13 protein-coding genes are annotated in these 22271 nt (G+C 31.4%); 3 read left to right on the top strand and 10 right to left on the bottom strand.

What is annotated here, in order from left to right:
• Nucleotide 1: 1 nt before the first annotated feature.
• The 8 genes from Q0958_RS10675 to Q0958_RS10640 form a co-directional block, all read right to left on the bottom strand.
• Complete coding sequence (locus Q0958_RS10675) at nt 2–1390, bottom strand: MFS transporter (RefSeq protein WP_299122807.1); 1389 nt, start codon at nt 1388–1390, stop codon at nt 2–4.
• A gap of 10 nt (nt 1391–1400) precedes the next feature.
• Nucleotides 1401–2414, bottom strand: a complete 1014-nt coding sequence (locus Q0958_RS10670; RefSeq protein WP_299122805.1) for a LacI family DNA-binding transcriptional regulator — start codon at nt 2412–2414, stop codon at nt 1401–1403.
• Between the two features lie 105 nt (nt 2415–2519).
• On the bottom strand, nt 2520–4763 hold the full coding sequence (locus tag Q0958_RS10665) for a glycoside hydrolase family 3 N-terminal domain-containing protein (RefSeq protein ID WP_299122803.1): 2244 nt from the start codon (nt 4761–4763) through the stop codon (nt 2520–2522).
• A gap of 7 nt (nt 4764–4770) precedes the next feature.
• Nucleotides 4771–5796 (bottom strand): SMP-30/gluconolactonase/LRE family protein, encoded by a 1026-nt coding sequence (locus Q0958_RS10660; RefSeq protein ID WP_299122802.1) that lies wholly within the window; start codon nt 5794–5796, stop codon nt 4771–4773.
• A 97-nt stretch (nt 5797–5893) separates the two neighbouring features.
• On the bottom strand, nt 5894–7483 hold the full coding sequence (locus tag Q0958_RS10655; protein ID WP_299122800.1) for a solute:sodium symporter family transporter: 1590 nt from the start codon (nt 7481–7483) through the stop codon (nt 5894–5896).
• 6 nt (nt 7484–7489) lie between these two features.
• Complete coding sequence (locus Q0958_RS10650; RefSeq protein WP_299122799.1) at nt 7490–10774, bottom strand: VCBS repeat-containing protein; 3285 nt, start codon at nt 10772–10774, stop codon at nt 7490–7492.
• A 91-nt stretch (nt 10775–10865) separates the two neighbouring features.
• Nucleotides 10866–12407: a RagB/SusD family nutrient uptake outer membrane protein gene (locus Q0958_RS10645; protein WP_299122797.1), complete on the bottom strand. Its 1542-nt coding sequence runs from the start codon at nt 12405–12407 to the stop codon at nt 10866–10868.
• Nucleotides 12408–12419: 12 nt separating this feature from the next.
• Nucleotides 12420–15392, bottom strand: coding sequence for a TonB-dependent receptor (locus Q0958_RS10640; RefSeq protein ID WP_299122796.1), 2973 nt, complete (start codon nt 15390–15392; stop codon nt 12420–12422).
• A 218-nt stretch (nt 15393–15610) separates the two neighbouring features.
• On the opposite strand from Q0958_RS10640, the gene Q0958_RS10635 reads away from it, so the two are divergent.
• Nucleotides 15611–16483 carry an AraC family transcriptional regulator gene (locus Q0958_RS10635; RefSeq protein WP_235274678.1) on the top strand — a complete coding sequence of 291 codons (873 nt, stop codon included), beginning with the start codon at nt 15611–15613 and terminating at the stop codon, nt 16481–16483.
• A 149-nt stretch (nt 16484–16632) separates the two neighbouring features.
• Entirely contained in the window at nt 16633–18933 is a 2301-nt protein-coding gene (bglX, locus tag Q0958_RS10630; protein ID WP_299122794.1) for a beta-glucosidase BglX, read from the top strand.
• Nucleotides 18934–18985: 52 nt separating this feature from the next.
• On the opposite strand, the gene Q0958_RS10625 is transcribed toward bglX, so the two are convergent.
• Both Q0958_RS10625 and Q0958_RS10620 read right to left on the bottom strand, forming a co-directional pair.
• Entirely contained in the window at nt 18986–20347 is a 1362-nt protein-coding gene (locus tag Q0958_RS10625; protein WP_299122792.1) for a pyridoxal-phosphate dependent enzyme, read from the bottom strand.
• Between the two features lie 22 nt (nt 20348–20369).
• Entirely contained in the window at nt 20370–21605 is a 1236-nt protein-coding gene (locus Q0958_RS10620) for an FtsX-like permease family protein (RefSeq protein ID WP_299122790.1), read from the bottom strand.
• A gap of 64 nt (nt 21606–21669) precedes the next feature.
• Between Q0958_RS10620 and Q0958_RS10615 the strand changes: the two genes are divergently transcribed.
• Nucleotides 21670–22254 carry a GNAT family N-acetyltransferase gene (locus Q0958_RS10615; RefSeq protein WP_299122788.1) on the top strand — a complete coding sequence of 195 codons (585 nt, stop codon included), beginning with the start codon at nt 21670–21672 and terminating at the stop codon, nt 22252–22254.
• The last annotated feature ends 17 nt before the right edge of the window (nt 22255–22271 follow it).

The raw sequence follows: 22271 nt of genomic DNA, 5'->3' as shown, positions 1-22271 counted from the left end.
TTTACGAATTCCTTTGTTCATTTAACACCTGCTCTACTTCTTTCATTTTTTTAGTTGTTAATGGATAAAAAAGTAAAGCCACTACAGCTAACAACACAAACAATGCTGGAACTAAACTCATATTCAATTTTATCCCCTCAAGCATTTCCGCAGTTTTAACTGCTACATCCCCTTCATAATTATACATATTTAAAATAGCTAAAGTTATTGCTCCAGCTACCCCTCCTCCAAATTTCATTGCAAATGTACCTGCCGAGTAAATTAAACCAGTGGCTCTTCTTCCATTTTTATATTCTGAATAATCGGCTGAATCACCCAACATAGCAAAGAAAAGTATAGGCATTAATCCTGCCCCAAACTCTGAAATTATACCAAATAAAAATATACTCCCCACTTGGTTAGGCTCTAACCAATAGATAGCTCCTGCAGTAATTGACGAAAGCAAGACACTTAAAATAAAAAGCCTCTTTTTCCCTATTCTTTTTGATAAATACGGAGCAAACAATGTAGAAATCATAGATATTACCAACAATGAAAGTAAGTATAATCCAGCTAATCCATTTTCTCCTCCCCATCTCGAAAGACTTCCAAAAAAATTTGTTTCATCTTGTACATAATGTGTAAAATAATACATTGTTGCACTTTGTTTTATTACATTATATGTTACAAAAACAAAGCCTAGAAACAATAAAATCAACCACGCTTTATTCGTTATTAAATCTTTATAATCTTGCTTTACATTCGATTCACTATTTATAACTGGTATCCTCTCTCTTGTAGTTAAAAACGTAATTACTGAGAAAATAGCCAATATAAACGCTAACACATACATAGTATATTGATAACCTAAGTTTTTATTTCCTTCTCCTAAAAAATCTACCAATGAAATAACACCAATTGTTGCTATTACTCCTCCTAAATAAGCTCCAAAAAAACGATACGACGACAAAACGGTTCTTTCTTTTATATTAGAAGTCATAACCCCCATTAAAGCTGAATATGGAACATTATTAGCCGTATACATCAAAGTATAAAATATAGAAGTTGCATAAGCCCAAATTAGCTTTCCCGACAAACTTAAATCAGGCGTTGTAAACTGTAATATTAAGGCTACTCCAAATGGTAATGCTGTCCATATTAACCAAGGCCTAAATTTCCCCCATTTTGTTTTAGTTCTATCTGCAATATTCCCCATAATTAAATCGGTAACACCGTCTCCTAAGCGAATTACAAATAGTAACATAGCTACAGCTGCCGTACCCAAACCGAAAACATCGGTGTAAAAAATAGGTAAAAAGGGGCCTATGGTTCGCCAAGCAATATTTGCTGCTGTATCCCCTAAAGCATATCCTATTTTTTCCTTTATTGATAATTTATTTTCGGTTGACATATATTTTGTTTTATCTATTTTTTGTTGTTTCTCTAAGTTCTATACTCGTATTTATAACCTTTGTTATTCTTTCTACTGGAGCTTTCCCTTCTATTCTTTCAATAATCATACGAACAGCATTTTTCCCTATCTCTTCAGAATGCTGTGTTACTGTTGATAATTTTGGATTACAAAAAGGCAATACATTTTGGTCTGAAAAACCTATTATTGAAATATCATCTGGGAATTTATATCCAAAATCCTTTGCCTTATTTATTGCTATCACTCCTAATGTATTATCAATAGCTAAAATTCCATCTACTTCATCATACTCTTCAAATACTTTACTCACTTGTTCTTCTAAATCAACAGTAGTATCTATATTTACTATTACTGGTTTTTCTTTATACGTCTTACTTTCTGTAATTGCTTTTAGGTAACCATCTGTTCTAAGTTTTCCAACATTTAAACCTTCAAGCGTACTTAGCAAAGCTATTTTTCTTCTCCCTTCTTTTAATAATTGATTTGTTGCTTTATAAGCCGCTCCAAAATCATCAATAATTACCTTATCACAATTTACATTCTCTATCATCCTATCAAACATCACAATTGGTAATTGTTGCCTTAAAATAGCCTTAAAATGCTCTACCTCATCCTTTCTTTGTGTTTCTTCTGCTACCGAAATAATGTAACCATCCACACTACCATTAGCCAAAAGTTCTATATTCTTTTTTTCATTTTTATATAATTCATTTGATATACAAGTAATAATACTATACCCTAATTTTGAAGCCTCTTTTTCAATTCCATGTAAAGACTTTGCAAAAAAATGATTTAGAATATCTGGAATAATAACACCTATAGTTTTTGTCTTACTTTTTTTCAAGCTTAACGCTGCTTTATTAGGCTTGTAATTATATTCCTTGGCTAATTTTTGTACTTTTTCAATTGTCGCTTGACTAATTTCATAGCTATTATTTAGTGCTTTTGATACTGTAGATACAGAAATATTTAGCTCCTTGGCTATATCTTTAAGTGTTATCATTTTTTTCTATAAAACTAATGAAATTAAACTGACTATTGTAAACGGCAAACTATCACTATTGATAATTTATTCTTAATTTATAAAGTAAAATTCTATAACTAATTATTACTCATAGATAAACTCTAACTTTTCTTTTGAAGCTGAACTCGCTCCTATCCAAACATTGAATTTCCCCTTCTCAACCCCATATTCCAATTGATTATTATAATATTTTAAATCTTGGAGTTTTATTGTAAAACTTACCTTTTTCTTTTCATGAGGTTTTAAACTTATTCTTTTATAACCTTTTAATTCTTTTACTGGTCTTGTAATACTCCCTACTACATCTTGAATATACAACTGAACCAACTCACTCCCCACTCTCTTTCCTATGTTAGTAATATCAACTGAAGCGATTATATCTCCACTATCAGTTAACTTATTTGTTGATAGTGTTAAGTTTGAATATTTAAACGTTGTATACCCCAATCCAAAACCAAAAGGATATTCAGGTTCATAACCGGCATCTAAATAATGAGAAGTATTCCCTAAAGAGCTTTGCCATGCTCCAATTGGTATACTATCTATATGTACAAACTCTTTAGCACTTGCTGGCCTCCCTGTATTCTTATGATTGTAATATAATGGTAATTGACCAGCCATTTTTGGCCACGTTATTGGCAATCTTCCTTTGGGTTCTTTTACTCCATAAATCATCTCATAAATAGCATCTCCTCCCATAGTTCCAGGGTGCCATGTCATTAAAACACCATCAACTTTATTTTTTATGTTTTGTAAAGTTATTGGACGACCTGCCATAATTGTTAATATTATCGGTTTTTTAAGCTTAGACAACTCTTTTATTAACTCTTCTTGTGCTCCTGGTAAATTTATATTCGCTCTACTATGTGCCTCTCCTGATAATATTGCTTCTTCTCCTCCTATAAACAAAATAACATCTGCTTTTTTAGCTTTAGACATCACTTCTCTAAATTGTTTTTTACTTGTATCTCTACTATAAGCTAAACCTTCTATAAACTCAAAATTTGCGTTATGGTTTTTAAAAGACATTACCGGTGTTACAGTATAATTCTTATCTCCATCAAAAGTCCAAGTTCCTAATTGTTCCCTAGGTTTATCAGCCAAAGGCCCAACTATAAGTATTTTCGTATTTTTATCTAAAGGGAGAATATTGTTTTCATTTTTTAATAACACTGAACTTTTTATAGCTGCTTCTTTTGCTAACTCTAAGTGTTTAACATCGTAAAGTTTTCCTGTTTTATTCCTATACGGATTCTCAAACAACCCCATTCTTATTTTCACTCTTAAGATATCTGCTACCAATTTGTCTATTTGATTTATTGATAACTTTTTTTCTTTTAATAGTTCTTTTACATTATCCTCATAAGACTTACTTGTCATTTCCATATTCAATCCAGCATTAATAGCCTTTTCTGCTGCTTTCTTTTCATCTTCTGCGTAACCATGAGCTATCATTTCTGTAACTGAATTCCAATCGCTAACCACAAAACCATCAAATTTTAATTGCTTTCTTAAAATGTCTGACAATAATTCTTTATCCCCTGATGCTGGTACTCCATTTACTTCATTAAATGAAGTCATTACGGTTTGAGCTCCCGATTCAAAAGCTGATTGAAATGGTGGTAAATAAGTATTATATAATTGTTCTTTACTAATAATTGCTGTATTATAATCTCTACCTCCTATTGCTGCTCCATATCCTATAAAATGCTTTGCACATGCAATTAAACTTGTTGGATCAGATAAACTATCTCCCTGAAAACCTTCTACATATGCTTTTGCCATTTGTTTTGCCAGATATGGATCTTCTCCTGGCGATTCTGCTACCCTTCCCCATCTTGCATCTCTAGCTATATCTAACATTGGTGCAAAAGTCCATCTTACCCCAAATGTAGAAGCTTCTATTGCTGCTACTCTAGAAGAATTCTTAGCAACTTCTTCATCCCAAGACGCAGCTATCCCCAAAGGAATTGGAAAAATTGTTTTAAACCCATGAATTACATCTCTTGAAAAAATTAACGGTACTTTATTAGGACTTTCTTCTACAGCAATTCTTTGCAATTCATCTGCATATTCTTTATTCATCACATTTAAGAAAGCTCCTATTCTTCCTTCTCTAACAGCTTTTTTCAATGACTCTGGCAATGTTCCTTTCACCCTACTAGAAGTTCCCCTAAGATTTAACTGCCCTATTTTTTCTTCTAATGTCATTTTAGACAAAAGTTTTTGTACTTTAGATTCTATTGGGGTATTCTCTTTTTTATCCTTTTCACAACCTATTGCGAAAAACATTATAATTCCTAATAAAAAAATAAATATTGCGCGCATATTGTTTTTACTTTATTTGTTCTACAACTAACTTTTCTTTATTATAAACTGGAGTTTTAAAATAGCTTGACCTCACCCCTTTTACTCCTGGAATAGCAACAAACACAGAGCCTGCTAATGGATATTTTTCTCTTTCTTCTTTTGTCATATCAACACTTGCAGTTGTTATATATAGTTTATCTAAGTTTTCTCCTCCAAACGCACAAGAAGTTACATTATGAGCTGGCACTTTTATTTTAGTAACCAATTTTCCTGTTTTAGGATTATATTGAGCTACTGCATTTCCATTCCACATTCCTACCCATAACATATCATTTTCATCTATAGTCATTCCATCTGGAAAACCATCTTTTTGATTAACCTTTACTGCTATTCTTTCATTTGAAATTGTATTTGATTTTAAATCAAAATCAAAAGCTCTAATATTTCCTGTTGGAGTATCTATATAATACATTATATCCCCCTTTTTAGTCCATACAATTCCATTAGAAATTGTTATATTTTCTAACATCGTTGTTGTTTTCCCTTGATTATCTACTTTATATAACTTTCCACTAGACTTTGTTTGCTTTAAATTCATTGACCCTACCCATAAATTTCCACTTGGATCACATTTCCCATCATTAAATCTATTTTCCTTAATTAAAGCTTCAATATCCGACAGAAGTGATATTTCTTCAGTATCTGTATTCACTAAATAAATCCCATCTTCCAAAGCTACCACTACTTTATCTCCTGTTTCTGAAGGAACAACTGTTCCAATTTTTGACGGCATTATTATTGTCCTATTCTCTTTATTCATTGGATTATATATGTGTAATCTCTTTTTTTCTATATCTACCCAAATGAAATTTTTCTTTTTATAATCCCAAAATGCCCCTTCTCCTAATTTTGCAGGAGTTTGATATTCTAAAACTGCTTCAACCGAATGATTTTTTACCTTACACGCTTCTAAAATCATAAACCCCACTACTAACAATAGTATATTTATAAGTACTGCTATTTTTCTTTCTTTTAATTTAGTCAACCTCATTCTTAATGATTTTTATTTCAAAATAAATGTATAACTCCCTTTCCTATTCTTTAAAAACAGGCAATTAAACAACTCCATTTATTAAACATCTATTTATCTATGAGAAGTATAAAAATGTTACTATCACAATAACACATATTAATATCCCTACTAATTTTACATGTTTCCAAGGTGTGATATCTACTTCTTTTGTGAATTCTTGGATATAATCTTTATCTCTTGGATTCAGTTTACCTATTAATAACATTATTAGCACATTCAACACAAATAGTATTGCCATAACATGTAAAAAGTGAGGATAATTCTCCTCTCCAAATACATAAGGTTTTAAATAGAATTGACTAATCACATACAATACAACTCCTGATATTATGGCGACTTTTGCTGCTATAGCTGGTACTTTTTTAGTTAAATACCCAACAACAATTATTGTTAATATAGGTATACTATAACAACCATTTACTTCTTGTAAATAACCAAACAAACCATCTGGTGCATTAGCAATAAAAGGTGCTACGAACATTGATAATACCGCCAATACAACTCCGAATTTTTTACCTGCTAATACCACCTGTTTTTCACTTGCTTCCTTATTTATATATTCTTTATAAATATCTATTCCGAAAAGTGTTACCGAACTATTTAGTGCACTATTAAACGAACTTAATATTGCTCCAAACAATACAGCAGCAAAAAAACCTACAAATGATAATGGTAAAACCTTAGTTACTAGCTTTGGATAAGCTTCGTCTGGGTTTGTTAATGATTCTCCAAAAAGATGAAATGCTATAATACCTGGCAATACTACTATGATTGGTCCTAAAATTTTAAAGAATGAAGCTAATAATAATCCTTTTTGACCTTCTTTTAAATTTTTCGCCCCTAGAGCTCTTTGTATAATAGCCTGATTAGTTCCCCAATAAAACAATTGTACCAACATCATACCAGTGAAAATAGTAGCAAATGGTATTGAGGAATCACTTCCCCCTATTGAATTTAGTTTTTCTGTATGCGTAGTTGTTAAAATAGTTACTCCTTCTACAAAGCTTCCTTCTCCAACTTCAATTAAACCAAAAACTGGAATTAACAAACCTCCTACTATAAGTCCAACTGCATTAATTGTATCTGATACAGCTACCGCTTTTAAACCTCCAAAAACTGCATAAATAGACCCAACTATTCCTATTGAAAATATACATATCCATAAAGCTGTTTCTTTTGATACTCCCAATAATTCTGGTACATTAAACATTGTACTTATTGCCAACGATCCTGAATATAATACTATAGGTAAAAAAACTACAACATAACCAGATAAGAACAATCCTGATGCTATCGATTTTGTTATTTTATCATATCGTCTTTCTAAAAAAGTTGGCACCGTTGTTAAACCTCCTTTTAAATACCTAGGCAACAAAAACACTGCTGTAATTACCATTGCTATTGCCGCCAAGGTTTCCCAAGCCATTACCAATATCCCTTCTTTAAAGGCTTGTCCATTTAAACCTACTAATTGCTCAGTAGATAAGTTTGTTAATAATAACGATCCCGCTATAACTGTAGCTGTTAAACTTCTTCCTCCTAAAAAGTATCCTTCTGAAGATTGTTCATTTGTTTTTCTAGTTGCCAAATAAGCTATAACTGCTACTAAAACCGTAAACCCTATAAAGGAGATTATACTTAACATATTCTTTTAATTATTAATTTTTATAAACTGTAGGTAATCGTTATTTTTTACTGAAATGATATACTTTTGATTACCCACTGTAATTGGCACCAAATCTTTTACATCTCCTTCTGTAAAAAACCCACTATTCATTGATGGAATTGATTTGAATTTTCCTTTCCCATTCCCTTCTAAAAACACTCCATAGCTTCCATCATTTCTTGGTGTTTCTACTTCTGAATTATATAAATTTCCCGCCATTAATGCGTCTAAATCCCCATCGTTGTTAAAATCATTTACTATAATTTGATTGATACTTGAAAATTGAGCTTCGATTGGTAATTCATGTACAATTAATTTACCTTCTTTATTTTCCAAATAGATACTTGCAAATGAACTTACTTGATAATGCAAGGAGTTTTCTAAATTCTTACTCCCATAAACATCCACCAGAGTAGCTGTTGAAAATTCATTGTAATTTTTAAACTTACTTTTTAGCGATGGAATTTGTTGAGACGAACACTGCTTTCCTCTAACTGGATATTGCTTTCCTTCATTATAATAACTCAATACAATATCATTTTCATTGTTTTTATCAAAGTCATTTACATAAATATCAAATGTTTCTTTTTCTGTAGCTTTATACTTATAGTTTAAACCATTATTTCCAACGATGTAATCCATATCTCCATCATTATCAAAATCTCCTTGATTTACACTCCACCACCAACCTGTGGTATTTTTAGTTAGCCCATATTTTTCTGAAACTTCTTCAAATTTTCCTTTATGATTTACAAACACTTTTATTGACATCCATTCTCCAACAACTATAATATCTTCCCATCCATCGTTATTTATATCAGTAACAACTGCTGATGTTGCCATTCCTAAGTTTTTAAGTAACGGTATTTTTGAACTTGTTACATTATTGAATTTTATAGATTTTTCATCCGAAGCATTCTCTAATAAAGTACTTGATGCTGGTAACGGATACTTTCCTGGAATTTGCCTTCCTAAAACCAAAACATCTTGTTTACCGTCTTTATTAAAATCTAATTTATAAGCTCTTGAACCACTGTTTTGTAGTTGTGGCAACGCTTTTTTTTCTTTCTGAAAATTACCCTTTCCATCATTTACATATAATCTATCTTGTAGCATTGTTGATTTTTCCGCATATTCATACCCCCCACTAACCACATATAAATCCTGATCTCCATCATTATCTGCATCAAAAAATAACGCTCCTAAATCTTCTGATAACTTGTCTTTTGTTATTTCTAAATTTTGTTTTTCATAAAAGCCTTCTTTCTTTTGAATAAATAATTTTCCTTCGTTTCCAAAAGAGCCTCCTATAAAACAATCCTCTAAACCATCATTATTTACATCAGCTACTGCTACAGTTGGTCCTAAAGTTGACATTTTGTGTGGTAATAAAACTTGTTTATAAAAATCGTTTATATCATTCTCTACGGGTTTGTACGCTAATAATTTTGAATTTTCATTTGAAAATATTTTCTTTTTTGCTAAAATTTTATCTTTTCCTTTCCCCGCATTAGCATACTCTAAAACTATAGACTGATTCGTTTTTACCCCTGTAAGAACTTCTTCTATTCCTCTAGGCCAAACTACTTTTAAACTATCTATTTTTTTAGCATCTCCTAAACCGAAATGTAATTTTGGTGCTACTGACGACTGAAATCCTCTTGTTAAAGTTAATTCTTGTTTTTGTAGATTTTTTCCAACATAAGTATAAACTTTAGCTCCTAATCCAAAAGGATTTTTTTGAGTCCCTTTAAAAGAAACACTTAAATAATTTTTATCATTTCCTTTATTTTCAAATACACTTGCAACTTCATCAAGATTATTGATAACTACATCTAAATCTCCATCATTATCAAGATCAGCATAAGTCCAACCATTTGAAAACCCTTTATGCTCTATTCCCCATTTTTTATTCACTCTTTCAAACTGAATTCCATTAACATTTTTAAACATAAAATTGTCAATTTTTTCAGAAGGAATCATTTTTGTTTTCTCTAATAATGAGTATTTATTATACTCTTCTCCATCTATTTTCTTAAAAAAATCTTTGTTATTTACCTCTCTTCTTGTTCCATTGGTTATATATAAATCCTTAAAGCCATCATTATCAAAATCGGCAAACATAGGGCCCCAACTCCAATCTGTAGATGAAGTTCCTGAAATCCTAGATATGTTTGAGAATTTTGGAACATTATTTTCTATACTTCCTACATTTAATTGCAAGCAGTTATGCATGTATTGATAATGGAATCCGTAAAGCACTGTTTCATAAAATAATCGAGGATTCATACTTGCCATATTGGCTTTTTGTCGTCGATTATTATTCGATTCCATATCTACTTGAAACACGTCTAATAACTCATCATTATTGATATCAGCAATATCAATCCCCATCCCATAAAAAGAAGTTTGAGAAGTTGCTTCTTTTATCACCTCTTTAAATGTTCCATCTTGGTTGTTTATGTATAAAAAATCTGGAATACTGTAATCGTTCGACACATATAAATCTTGCCAACCATCATTATTTAAGTCTGCAGCTACGACTCCTAATGAAAAACTATAATTTTTCACTCCAGATATCTCTGTAACATCAGTAAAATAACCTCCGTCATTTCTATACATTTTATCTGTTTCTTCATCTGAAACATTTTTCATTCTATGGTCATATATTGCATTTGAAGTAGTTGGATGAGCAATTGGATAATTTGCCACATACAAATCTAAATCTCCATCATTATCAAAATCAAAAAAAGTTGCTTGTACTGAATTCCCTAATGCATCAATTTGATATTCTTTTGCTTTTTCTGTGAATGTATTATCTCTGTTATTTATATACAACTCATTTCTCTTATCTCCATTTTTACCTGAAACTGAACAATAGATATCTAAGTAACCATCAGCATTTACATCTGCCATTGTAACTCCTGTATACCATTTTGAACTTCCTTCAATTTTGGCTTTTCCTGAGATATCTTCAAAAGAAAAGTCACCCTTGTTTAAGTATAATCTGTTTTTGACTTGGTTTCCTGTAAAAAATAAATCTACCAATCCATCATTATTTATATCACCTGCAGCAACACCTCCTCCCATATAAATAGAGGTATATTTAAAGTAATTTAAAGAATCTGTTTCTGTTAAATTATTTTCAAAACGAATACCTGTTGTATTGAATTTTAACTCATTGAACAACAGGTCGTTTTTTTTAGTACTTTTTTGATTAGTACACGCTACAAATAATATTACAATTATGATTAAAAAGGGAAATCTCATATACTTAAATAAGACTTAATAAACTAGATAGTTAATTGCTTTTTTTAACAATTAACTACCTAGTTAAGTCAATAATAAAACAAAGTTTTTTTTAATATCCTGGGTTTTGATCTGCACTCGTTAACTTAGAGTTCTTGTCAATTTCTGTAATTGGTATTGGAAATAAATCGTTTTTAGGAGTATATCCTGTACCTGCTAACTCAGTTGCTGCTTTACCCCAACGTACTAAATCCCAAAAACGCTGACCTTCATGTGCTAACTCTAAAAACTTCTCGTTAACAATTGCTTCAAATAAATTGTTTCCTGACAAAGTTGGATCAACATCTGAAAGTCCAGCTCTTGTTCTCACTTTATTCAATTCCGTTCTTGCATCAGCATCTTGTCCAGTTTTATTGTATGCTTCAGCAGCTAGCAATAAAACTTCTGCATATCGGAACAATCTAAAGTTTGTTGAATAATTCAATTCTTTTACTCCACCCGAACTTGTATCCTCTGATTTTGTACTATATTTTATTCTTATTGAACCTTCATAATCCCAAACAGCACCTCCAGGAGCAGCTGATTGATCTACACTTCCTCCTGCAGCTATCAATTCAGCTTCTGTCATTAAAGTAGCTGCTTTTCTATTAGTATCTCCTGCCGTTATAAAAGCATCTGTTAGTTTTTTAGTTGGCAAGTTGAATCCCCAACCATTTAATAAGTTAACCGCTGAAACATCAAAAATACCATCTCCTCTAGGCCCCATTAACTGAATGTGTAAGTTACTCTCATTTCTTCCTCCCCAAGCTATATTTCCCCAATCTCTTCCTGTTGTTGAAACATATCCTATTTCTAATAAAGATTCTCTACCAAACTCTTTATTAATACTCCAAATATCATTTGGCGATGCTTCTAAATCGTGAGATGAATTTGAAATAACACTTTGAAAAAACGGTATAGCTTCTGAGTTTTTATCTTGAAATACTAAAACCTTTCCCATTAAAGCTTCTGCTGCTCCTTTTGAAACCCTAAATGAGTTTCCTAACACCGATTTTTCTGGTAATGATGCTATTGCATCTGTTAAATCTGCTTCTATTTGAGCATACACTTCTGTTCTTGTAGATTTACCGATTCCAAATTCTTCTGGTGTTGTTGGTACTGTTAAACGTAAAGGAATATCTCCAAACATTGTAGTTAACTCAAAATAACACCATGCCCTCATAAATTTAGCTTCTGCTAATGCTCTATCCTTATTACTTAAATTAGAATCTTTTATATTTTCAATCACTAAATTAGATAAAGCTATTGTTCTATAAAACAAATCCCATACACTTGATATTGATGCATTTGAAGACGAAACATTTGTAAAATCATCTATATCTTGTAATTGAGGTTGATCTTGAGAATTACCTCCTGCTGCATTAGCATCATCTCCTGGTAATAATTTTACTAAAAAGGCACTATGCCAATCTCTTCCATAATTGTATTGCATTAAATCATAGATACCTATCACTGCAGACTCAACATTTTCCTCCTTTAAAAAGAACGTTTCTAAGTCCTGTACATTTTGTGGAGGATTTACTGTAAAATCTTTATCACAAGCAAACACCCCTATTAAAAGTATTGCTATAACTGTTAAAAATTGTTTTTTCATAATTTATAAATATTAAAAATCTAATGATAGTCCTAACAATGCTTTTCCTGGTGTTGGATAATAACCTCTATCTACACCGATATCATTATTTCCAAAGTTTCCAATCTCTGGATCAAGACCTTTATAATTAGTAAAAGTGAAATAATCATCTAAAGACACATAAACTCTTAAATTGTTAAGATGTAATTTATCTGTTAAAGATTTAGGAACTCTATATCCTAGTTGAATTTGTTTAATTCTTAAATACGATCCATCTTCAACCACTAAATCTGTATCATATGCTGTATTAGCGTATTGCGCAGCTGGAAAAGATGCATTATCTCCTGCTTGTGTCCATCTATTATTGTAAAAATGTATTGGTTTGTTCGTTATAGGTCTTGATGGCTGATGATATGTAGCCATAATATCATTTCCTATTGTTCCTTGAAACTGTACGTTAAAATCGAAATTCTTGTATCCTAAACTAACATTACCTCCATACAATACATCTGGATGTGGTGAGCCAATCATTGTTTTATCAGCGTTATTTACTGAACCATCACCATTAGTATCTACTAAATTAATTTGCCCAGTTGCTGGGTCAATACCATTAGTTTTGTATCCATAGAAATACCATACCGGTAATCCTTTTGTAAATCGAGTAACTCCATCATTATTTTGCGGCGCACTTGCTCCAACTATTGAAGTTCCTTCTGGTACAAATAATACTTCTGTTACTTCATTATTTAAAGTAGATAAATTAAGATTTACATCGTATCTAAATCCACTTTCTGATTCATCTCCGTAACCTAACTCAAATTCAAAACCTTTATTTTCAATTGTTCCTGCATTAAACGCACCAAATGGAAAACCAGCAGAACCTGGTGTTATTAATTCTCCAGTATTCAATATCAAATCTTTTGTTGTCTTAACATAATAGTCAACTGAAAAGTTCATTCTATTATTAAAAGCTTTTAAATCTACTCCAAAATCCAATTGTTCTGATGTTTCCCATACTAAGTTATCATTAGCATAACTTGTTAGCTGAGCCCCTAAAGCTCCTAAATAATTAATTGGATTACCTCCTATAAAACTAGTCATAAAAGTTTTATCTGTATTACCTGGTAAATTACCCCAGCTACCATTTTGTCCCCAGCTTGCTCTTACTTTTAAATAATCAATTTTTGAATCTTCATTCCAGAAGTTCTCTTTAGAAACTACCCATCCACTTGATACAGCTGGAAAAAATGCTGTTTTATTTTTCGTAGGAAACTTATCTGATCTATCACTTCTAAATGATGCTTCTAGTAAATACTTACCTGAGTAATCATACGACAATCTACCGAAAGCTGAAACTAAATTATTTCTGTATACTGGCACAAAAGGACTTACTCCTTGAGTATCTACTAACTTTGTAGTCGTTTTAGTATCCTCTGCTGAATAACCTACTAAAGCTGTAAAACTATGCTCTTCGATTTCTTTAGTATAAGTTGCAAAGTTTTCCCATAACCATCTGTTACTTTCAACATCAGCCGTTGATCTAGTTAAAGTTGTATTTTGAGCTTCTGAAGAAACATAATAAGGATAATTAGTATTTACAGTACTCCATGTATTTTGCTCTAACCCTAGTCTAGTTGTAAAAGTTAAACCTTCTAAAATTTTGAACTTAAAATAGGTAGTATTTAAAAATTGAGTTGCATCTGTAACATTACTATTCATCACATTAGAGTACGCCACGGGATTTACCACCTCTCCTGTAGAAAAACTTGGATATCCATATACATTACCATTAGCATCTAGTAATAATGGTACTCCATTATTTGTAGCATTATCAATTACTGTTTGAGGCACTTGCCCATTAGGATATATAACAGGAGTTAAAGGATCAATTATTAACATATTTTGTATAACCCCTCTAGTATCACTGTTCTCTGTAATACCATTTTTATCAGTTATAGAATATGTAGCATTCAACCCTACTTCTAACCAGTTTGTTAATTCTCCTTTAAGATTCAACCTAAAGGTAGTTCTTTTAAAAGATGAATTATCTTTTCCTACAATACCTTTTTGATTCAGATTAGATGCAGAAAAATAATACGACCCTTTCTCTCCTGCCCCAGATAAACTTACATCATTTCTATACATTGGAGCTGTAACAAATGTTTCATCAATCCAATTGGTATCATAACCATTATTTACTACACCTGTTTGACCTGCTTCATTCATATAAGTAACAAATTGAGAAGCATTCATTAACTTCATATCTGTTCTTACACTTTGAGAAACAAATTGAGAATTAACACTAACTTTTAACCCTCCTTTTTTTCCTGTTTTTGTTGTAACAATTACAACTCCATTAGCACCTTCTGTTCCGTAAATAGCTGAAGAAGCAGCATCCTTTAAAACTTCAATATTTTCAATATCACTTGGAGGTAAATTATCTAAGTTAGCCACTTTCATTCCATCAACGATAAATAATGGATCAGAATTACCATTAGAACCAGCACCTCTAATTCTTATCTTTGCTCCAGAACCTGGTGAACCTGATGATGCTACAACTGTAACCCCCGAGGTTCTTCCTTGTAAAACTTGCTCTACTCTTTGACTAGAAACACTTTTTATCTCTTTACTATCTATACTAGAGATAGCACCAGTGACTAAACTTTTCTTTTTTGCTCCATAACCAACAATTACAACTTCATCTAAATTGTTAGAATCCTCTTCTAATAAAACATTTATAATCTTTCTTCCATTTACACTTACCTCTTTTGTTTTATACCCGACAAAACTAAAAACAAGAATTGCATCTGGCTTTACATTATTTATTGTATAAGACCCATCCATTTCGGTTACTGCACCTATGTTTGTACCTTTTACTACAATATTTACTCCTACTACCTCTCCTAAATTATCTGTCACAACCCCTTTAACGGTTTGTGAATACCCATAAATACTTAGAAGAAAAGCAGATAAAAGTATTAACTTTCTAAAAAAACTGTTTTTCATAATTAATAATTAAATTATATTTTTCTGTTATATCACTAATAATCTCATTCGTTTTTTAAAGACTTCGTAAATAATTAAAGATTACTCAAATTAGTCTACAGTTTACGAAAAGGATTTAGATGATACAAAACTATACGTTAAAAAAGCTACTTAATAATATATTTTTGTCATTTAGTAATATATTTTTTATATTATTGAACCATAAAACCATAAAAAAAATGCAAAACAACATTCACAGAGAGATTACTCAACTATCTCCTTCAGACAGCTTTTTAGTATATTATAGAGTAAAAGACGAATTTGATTTCCCCTTACATTTCCACCCCGAATATGAAATAAACCTCATCCATAAAGGAGCTGGAGTTAGAAGAATTATAGGAGATCATATTGAAAAAATTTCCGATTACGAACTAGTACTAGTTGGACCTAACCTTCCACATTGTTGGGAACTTCACGAGTGCACCAACAAAGAAATACATGAAGTAACCGTTCATATTCATAATGATTTACTAGACGAAAAACTACTTTCTAGAAGAGTTTTCAAATCCATAAGAGATATGTTTAATAGATCTATTCATGGAATTCTTTTTTCTGAAAAAACCACAAAAGAAGTTATGCCTAGACTAAAAAACCTCCCAAAAACCTCTGGAATTGACTACTTTATAGAATTCATCTCTATACTACACGACCTTTCCACCTCTAGAAACCAAAAGCTTCTATCTACAACCTTTTCTAATATTGAAAACTTCGAAAACAGCGATAGGATCAAAAAGATATACGAATACATACAAGAGAATTACCATAAGAAAATTACTCTTGACGAGATATCTGAACTCATTAATATGAGCCCAGTATCCTTTAATAGATTTATAAAAAAGCGTACAGGAAAAACATTCATCGCATACCTAAACAGTACACGTGTAAGCGCAGCCACGCGACTCTTATTAGAAACCGATTTAAGCATTAGCGAAATCGCTTTTAAATGTGGTTTTAACAACATTGCCAACTTTAACAGAATCTTCAAAAAAGTAAAAAACTGCACCCCTAGCGAGTTCAAAACTGAGTTCAAAGGAATACAAAAAGTTTTATAATACTATTTTGTCATTTAAGAACACATAAAAAACAATAAGTTAAAAAAAATACCACCTTTTGATTATTTATGTATACTTTTCAAACACTCTTTCTTTTAATTTTGCATACCATAAACATTAGTTCAAAACATAATTCCACAAGTTAAAACATGAAAAAAATTATTATTCCAATAGTAATCGTAAGCTCATTAATCATTCTTGTTGGATGTTATTCAAAAAATGAACAACACAAGAAAGGTGATATAATGATGAACACAGAAATTGAAAAAAAAATTGATTCCCTCTTAGAAAAAATGACCGTTGAAGAAAAGGTAGGACAAATGAATCAATATAATGGTTTTTGGGATCTTACTGGGCCAGCGCCGAAAGAAGGAAGCGCCGAAACCAAATACCAACACCTTAAAAATGGATGGATTGGTTCAATGCTAAATGTAAGAGGTGTAAAAAATGTAAGAGCTGTACAAAAAATTGCCGTAGAAGAAACTCGCTTAGGTATTCCTTTAATTATAGGTTTTGATGTAATTCACGGATACAAAACACTAAGTCCAATACCTTTAGCTGAAGCTGCAAGTTGGGATTTAGAAGCTATAAAAAAGTCTGCAAGTGTTGCAGCAACAGAAGCCTCTTCTGCTGGAATCAACTGGACTTTTGGGCCGATGGTAGACATATCAAGAGACCCTAGATGGGGACGTGTAATGGAAGGAGCTGGTGAAGATCCTTTTTTAGGAAGTAAAGTTGCTGTTGCTAGAGTCCATGGTTTTCAAGGTACTGACCTAAAATCGTCAAATACCATAGCTGCTTGTGCTAAACATTTTGCTGCTTACGGTTTTTCTGAAGCGGGTAAAGAATACAATACTGTTGATATTGGTACCTCTACTCTCCACAATGTTGTACTACCTCCTTTTAAAGCCGCAGTTAATGCAGGAGTTAGAACTTTAATGAATTCTTTTAACGAACTTAACGGTGTACCTGTTACGGGAAGCAGTTACTTACAAAGAGACATTTTAAAAAACGGATGGGGCTTTAATGGATTTGTTGTTTCTGACTGGGCATCTATTAATGAAATGATTAATTGGGGGCATGCTAAAGATAAAAAAGAAGCTGCTGAAATAGCTGTAACTGCTGGTTCTGACATGGATATGGAAGGTTATGTTTATGTAAAAGAATTAGCCCAATTGGTTAAAGATGGTAAAGTAAATGAATCCTTAATTGATGATGCAGCTAGAAGAATTTTACGAGTAAAATTTGAATTAGGTTTGTTTGATGATCCATATAAATATTGTAACGAAGAAAACGAAAAAAACTCTTTATACAATCCTAAACATCAAGAAGCTGTTTTAGATGTAGCAAAAAAATCTATCGTATTACTAAAAAACGAAAACGATTTATTACCTCTTAAAAAGAGTGGTCAAAAAATCGCGCTTATAGGATCATTAGCAAACGACAAAAACAGTCCTTTAGGTAGTTGGCGTATTGCTTCTGATGACAACACTTCTATATCTGTTCTTGAAGGAATGCAACAATACAAAGACAATATTTTGAACTACAGTAAAGGAGTTGATTTAATTACCGAAAAAACATCTTTCACTAGCGAAGTAAAAATAAATTACACGGATAAAAGTGAGTTCAAACACGCCATAGCAACTGCACAAAAATCGGATGTAGTAGTTATGGTACTTGGAGAACATGGTTTTCAAAGTGGTGAAGGAAGAAGTAGAAGTGACATAGATTTACCTGGACTTCAACAAGAATTATTAGAAGAAATATATAAAGTAAATAAAAACATCGTACTTGTATTAAACAACGGTAGACCTTTAGCTATTGGATGGGCTTCTGAAAACATTCCTTCAATTGTAGAAGCTTGGCAACTAGGTTCACAAGCTGGAAATGCTATTGCTCAAGTTTTATATGGTGATTACAACCCAAGTGGAAAACTTCCTATGACTTTTCCAAGAAACGTTGGTCAAATTCCTATTTACTACAATTATAAAAACACAGGAAGACCAATAGATAAAGACAATAACGTATTCTGGTCTCACTATATTGATGTTGAAAACACCCCTCTATACCCTTTTGGTCACGGCCTAAGCTACACTACTTTCAACTATTCAAACTTTAGAATTAGTAAAGAATCAGTGTCAGTAAACGATGCTATTAAAGTATCTGTAAATGTTACCAACACTGGTAAATACGACGGTAAAGAAGTTGTTCAACTATACATTCGCGACATGGTTGGTAGTAACACACGACCTGTAAGAGAGTTAAAAGGATTTGAATTAATTGAATTAAAAGTTGGAGAAACTAAAACCGTAGAGTTTACTCTTGACAAAAATACTCTTGGGTTTTATAATAATGATGGGGAATTCATTACTGAACCTGGAGATTTTAAAGTTTTTATTGGTGGTAGCTCCACCACAACATTAGAAGGACAATTTGAATTAATTCCTTAACAATAAAAAAGCCCGTAAGTATTACGGGCTTTTTTATTTTATATTTCTAAAATTAGCTTATTGCGCTAATTACATCGTATTTAGTAATAATGTGGTGCTTACCATTTTCTAAATCAACCAATACTGCTTGATTCTCTTTAGAAATCAACTTAGAAACCTCATCAATAGAAGCGTTTAATTTAACTTCTGCATATTTAGCTCCCATTACATCCTTAATAGGCTTATCTGCTATGTTTTTATCTTCTAAGTAGCTACGTAATAATGTTGATTCATCTACCGACCCCACAAATCCATTGGCGTCTCTTACTGGAATCTGTGAAATTTTAAAATCACGCATTCTTTCAATTGCATGAGAAACTAATTCTTCAGTTTGTACAGTAACTAATGGCTTATCAATATGCGACTTGATTAAATCTTCAGCTGTAGTTACTTCTTCTTCTAAAAATCCTCTATCACGCATCCAATCGTCGTTAAACATTTTTCCTACATATCTACTTCCGTGATCGTGGAATAACACAACAACTACATCGTCTTTTTTAAACTCATCTTTTAATTGTAACAATCCTTTAATTGCTGACCCTGCTGAATTTCCTACAAAAATACCTTCTTCCGAAGCTATTTTTCTTGTATACACAGCTGCATCTTTATCTGTTACTTTAGTAAATCCATCAATTAAAGAAAAATCTACATTCTTAGGTAAAATATCTTCTCCAATTCCTTCTGTGATATATGGATATATTTCGTTCTCATCAAAAATACCTGTTTCATGATACTTCTTAAATACAGAACCATATGTATCTACTCCCCAAATTTTAATGTTTGGATTCTTTTCTTTTAAATATTTAGCTGTTCCAGAAATAGTACCTCCTGTTCCTACTCCAACTACAAAATGTGTTATTTTACCTTCTGTTTGTTCCCAAATTTCAGGTCCAGTTTGTTCGTAATGCGCTTTTGCATTTGATGGATTATCATACTGGTTTACATACCAAGAGTTTGGTGTTTCTTCTCCTAATCTTTTTGATACTGAATAATACGAACGTGGATCATCTGGCTCTACGTTTGTTGGACAAACAACTACCTCCGCTCCTACAGCTCTTAAAATATCCATCTTTTCCTTAGACTGCTTGTCAGAAATTACAAAAATACATTTGTATCCCTTTATAATTGCTGCTAAAGCTAATCCCATTCCTGTATTTCCTGAAGTACCCTCAATAATAGTTCCTCCTGGCTTTAAACGACCATCTGCTTCTGCATCTTCAATCATTTTTAACGCCATTCTATCCTTTACTGAATTCCCTGGATTGAATGTTTCAACCTTAGCCAATACTAAAGCATCTACTTCTTTTGTTACTGAATTTAACTGAACTAAAGGTGTATTACCAATAGTCTCTAATATATTTTTTGCGTATTTCATCTTCTAAAATTATGCTGCAAATTTATGCAAATCGAATGGATTTTGAAGGGTGTATTTTGGTTACTATATATGACGGAACTATTAACATGAAAAAACATAGGATAAGTGTCCCTATATTTAACAATAAGATAACCCAAAAACTAATTTCAACTGGCACTGAAGACACGTGATAGGTTTCAGGATCTAATGTTATAGGTTTGAAATATTTCTGAATAAATAATAAGGTAACACCAATAATATTCCCCCAGAAAAGCCCTTTCAATATTAAATAAAAAGCATTGTATAAAAAGATTTTCCTTATACTCCAGTTAACACTTCCCAATGCTTTAAGAATACCAATCATTTTAACACGTTCTAATATCAGTACTAATAAAGCTGTTATCATATTTATACCCGCAATTAAAATCATGATTGCAATAATAAATCGAACATTATTATCAAAAAGTTTAATCCAATCAAAGATTAACGGATTACTTTCTACAATAGTACTACTATTTAAAGTTGCTCCTACATTTGAATAAACTTCATCTCCTTTTTCCGCTAGCATATCAAAATCATCAATTACAACTTCAAAACCTCCTATTTGATTATCGCTCCAACTATTAATTCTTTGTACTTCTCTAATATCTCCAATTAATATAGATTTATCAAACTGCTCTAGTCCTGTATTATAAATCCCAACAATAACAGGTTTACGTCTTTTATGCTTTAATTTACTTTTTTCAGAACTAAACAATGTTTCAATAGTATCATTCAGTTTAAAATTTAATCGATTCGCTATCGACTCTGATATTAGTATCTCTTTATTTCTTCTTTGATTAAAATTAGGTAATCGTCCTTCTTTTAAATATTCTTTAAAAAAAGAAAAATCATAATCAGACGATACCCCTTTAAATATAATTCCTTCAAAATCGGTTGGAGTTCTAATAATCCCTCCTACATTCGCAAAAACTTGTACGTTTTTAATTCCATCAATATTTTTAAACTCGGGATAGAAATCTTGGTTTTTATCAATTGGAACTGTAGATAAATCAGAATTATTATTATCGTAATTTACAATTTGAATATGCCCTTTAAAGCCAGACATTTTATCTCTAATCTTCTTTTGAAAACCCGATGCTATCGATACCGATATTAACATAATAGCAATACCCAACGCAATAGCAATTGTAGCTATTTTAATTATTGGTGACGATATACTACTTTTATGCTCTTTACCAGCAATAATTCGTTTAGCTATAAATAATTCGAAATTCAAAAGTTGTTGTTTTTTTAAGTAAATCCAAAAGTAATTAATTCTTCTTTAAATAATATTATTTATCATGATTAAAGCTTCATTTTCTGACAAAGAATTAGTTACTGATATTTTATACAGTGCTTTTGTCAACATCAAAAAAGACAATTCTATAAGCTTTGTTGTAAAACAAGATTCCAAAAGAAATAAACGTCTTCGTTTTTTAATGGAATATCTATTTTTAACTTCTTTTGAATTTGGTGAAGTTTTTATTTCTGACAATAAAAAAGCATGCCTACTTATCAACTACCCACATTTACAAAAAACAACCTTAAAAAACTCTTATTGGAAACTTCTTTTAATCATTAAAACTATTGGAATTTTTAATGTGTTTAAAGTACTTAAAAGAGAACGTGAATTAAACAAACATCATATAAAAACACCACATATTCATCCAATTATTATGGGTGTGCTTAACGAGCATCAACACAAAGGCACTGGTGTTCGACTCATTGAGGAAGTGCTTTTACATTTTAAAAACAATCAACTTCCTTGTATTATAGAAACTACTACCAAAGAGAATTTAAAGCTGTATAAAAAATTTGGCTTTAAAATTGTAAGAGAAACTCATAGTTTAAATTATCCACTATTTTTCTTACGAAAAGATTTTTAAACTGTAACTTTATCTTT

Source organism: uncultured Tenacibaculum sp., assembly GCF_947499065.1.
Taxonomy (GTDB): domain Bacteria; phylum Bacteroidota; class Bacteroidia; order Flavobacteriales; family Flavobacteriaceae; genus Polaribacter.
The sequence above is the reverse complement of the archived record's forward strand: the minus strand, read 5'-3'. Positions and strand labels throughout refer to the sequence as shown.

Coding starts and splice junctions, on each gene's coding strand:
- Q0958_RS10615 (WP_299122788.1), top strand. CDS start 21,670: ATGATTAAAGCTTCATTTTCTGACAAAGAATTAGTTACTGATATTTTA.
- Q0958_RS10675 (WP_299122807.1), bottom strand. CDS start 1,390: ATGTCAACCGAAAATAAATTATCAATAAAGGAAAAAATAGGATATGCT.
- Q0958_RS10670 (WP_299122805.1), bottom strand. CDS start 2,414: ATGATAACACTTAAAGATATAGCCAAGGAGCTAAATATTTCTGTATCT.
- Q0958_RS10650 (WP_299122799.1), bottom strand. CDS start 10,774: ATGAGATTTCCCTTTTTAATCATAATTGTAATATTATTTGTAGCGTGT.
- Q0958_RS10640 (WP_299122796.1), bottom strand. CDS start 15,392: ATGAAAAACAGTTTTTTTAGAAAGTTAATACTTTTATCTGCTTTTCTT.
- Q0958_RS10645 (WP_299122797.1), bottom strand. CDS start 12,407: ATGAAAAAACAATTTTTAACAGTTATAGCAATACTTTTAATAGGGGTG.
- Q0958_RS10625 (WP_299122792.1), bottom strand. CDS start 20,347: ATGAAATACGCAAAAAATATATTAGAGACTATTGGTAATACACCTTTA.
- Q0958_RS10655 (WP_299122800.1), bottom strand. CDS start 7,483: ATGTTAAGTATAATCTCCTTTATAGGGTTTACGGTTTTAGTAGCAGTT.
- bglX (WP_299122794.1), top strand. CDS start 16,633: ATGAAAAAAATTATTATTCCAATAGTAATCGTAAGCTCATTAATCATT.
- Q0958_RS10665 (WP_299122803.1), bottom strand. CDS start 4,763: ATGCGCGCAATATTTATTTTTTTATTAGGAATTATAATGTTTTTCGCA.
- Q0958_RS10635 (WP_235274678.1), top strand. CDS start 15,611: ATGCAAAACAACATTCACAGAGAGATTACTCAACTATCTCCTTCAGAC.
- Q0958_RS10660 (WP_299122802.1), bottom strand. CDS start 5,796: ATGAGGTTGACTAAATTAAAAGAAAGAAAAATAGCAGTACTTATAAAT.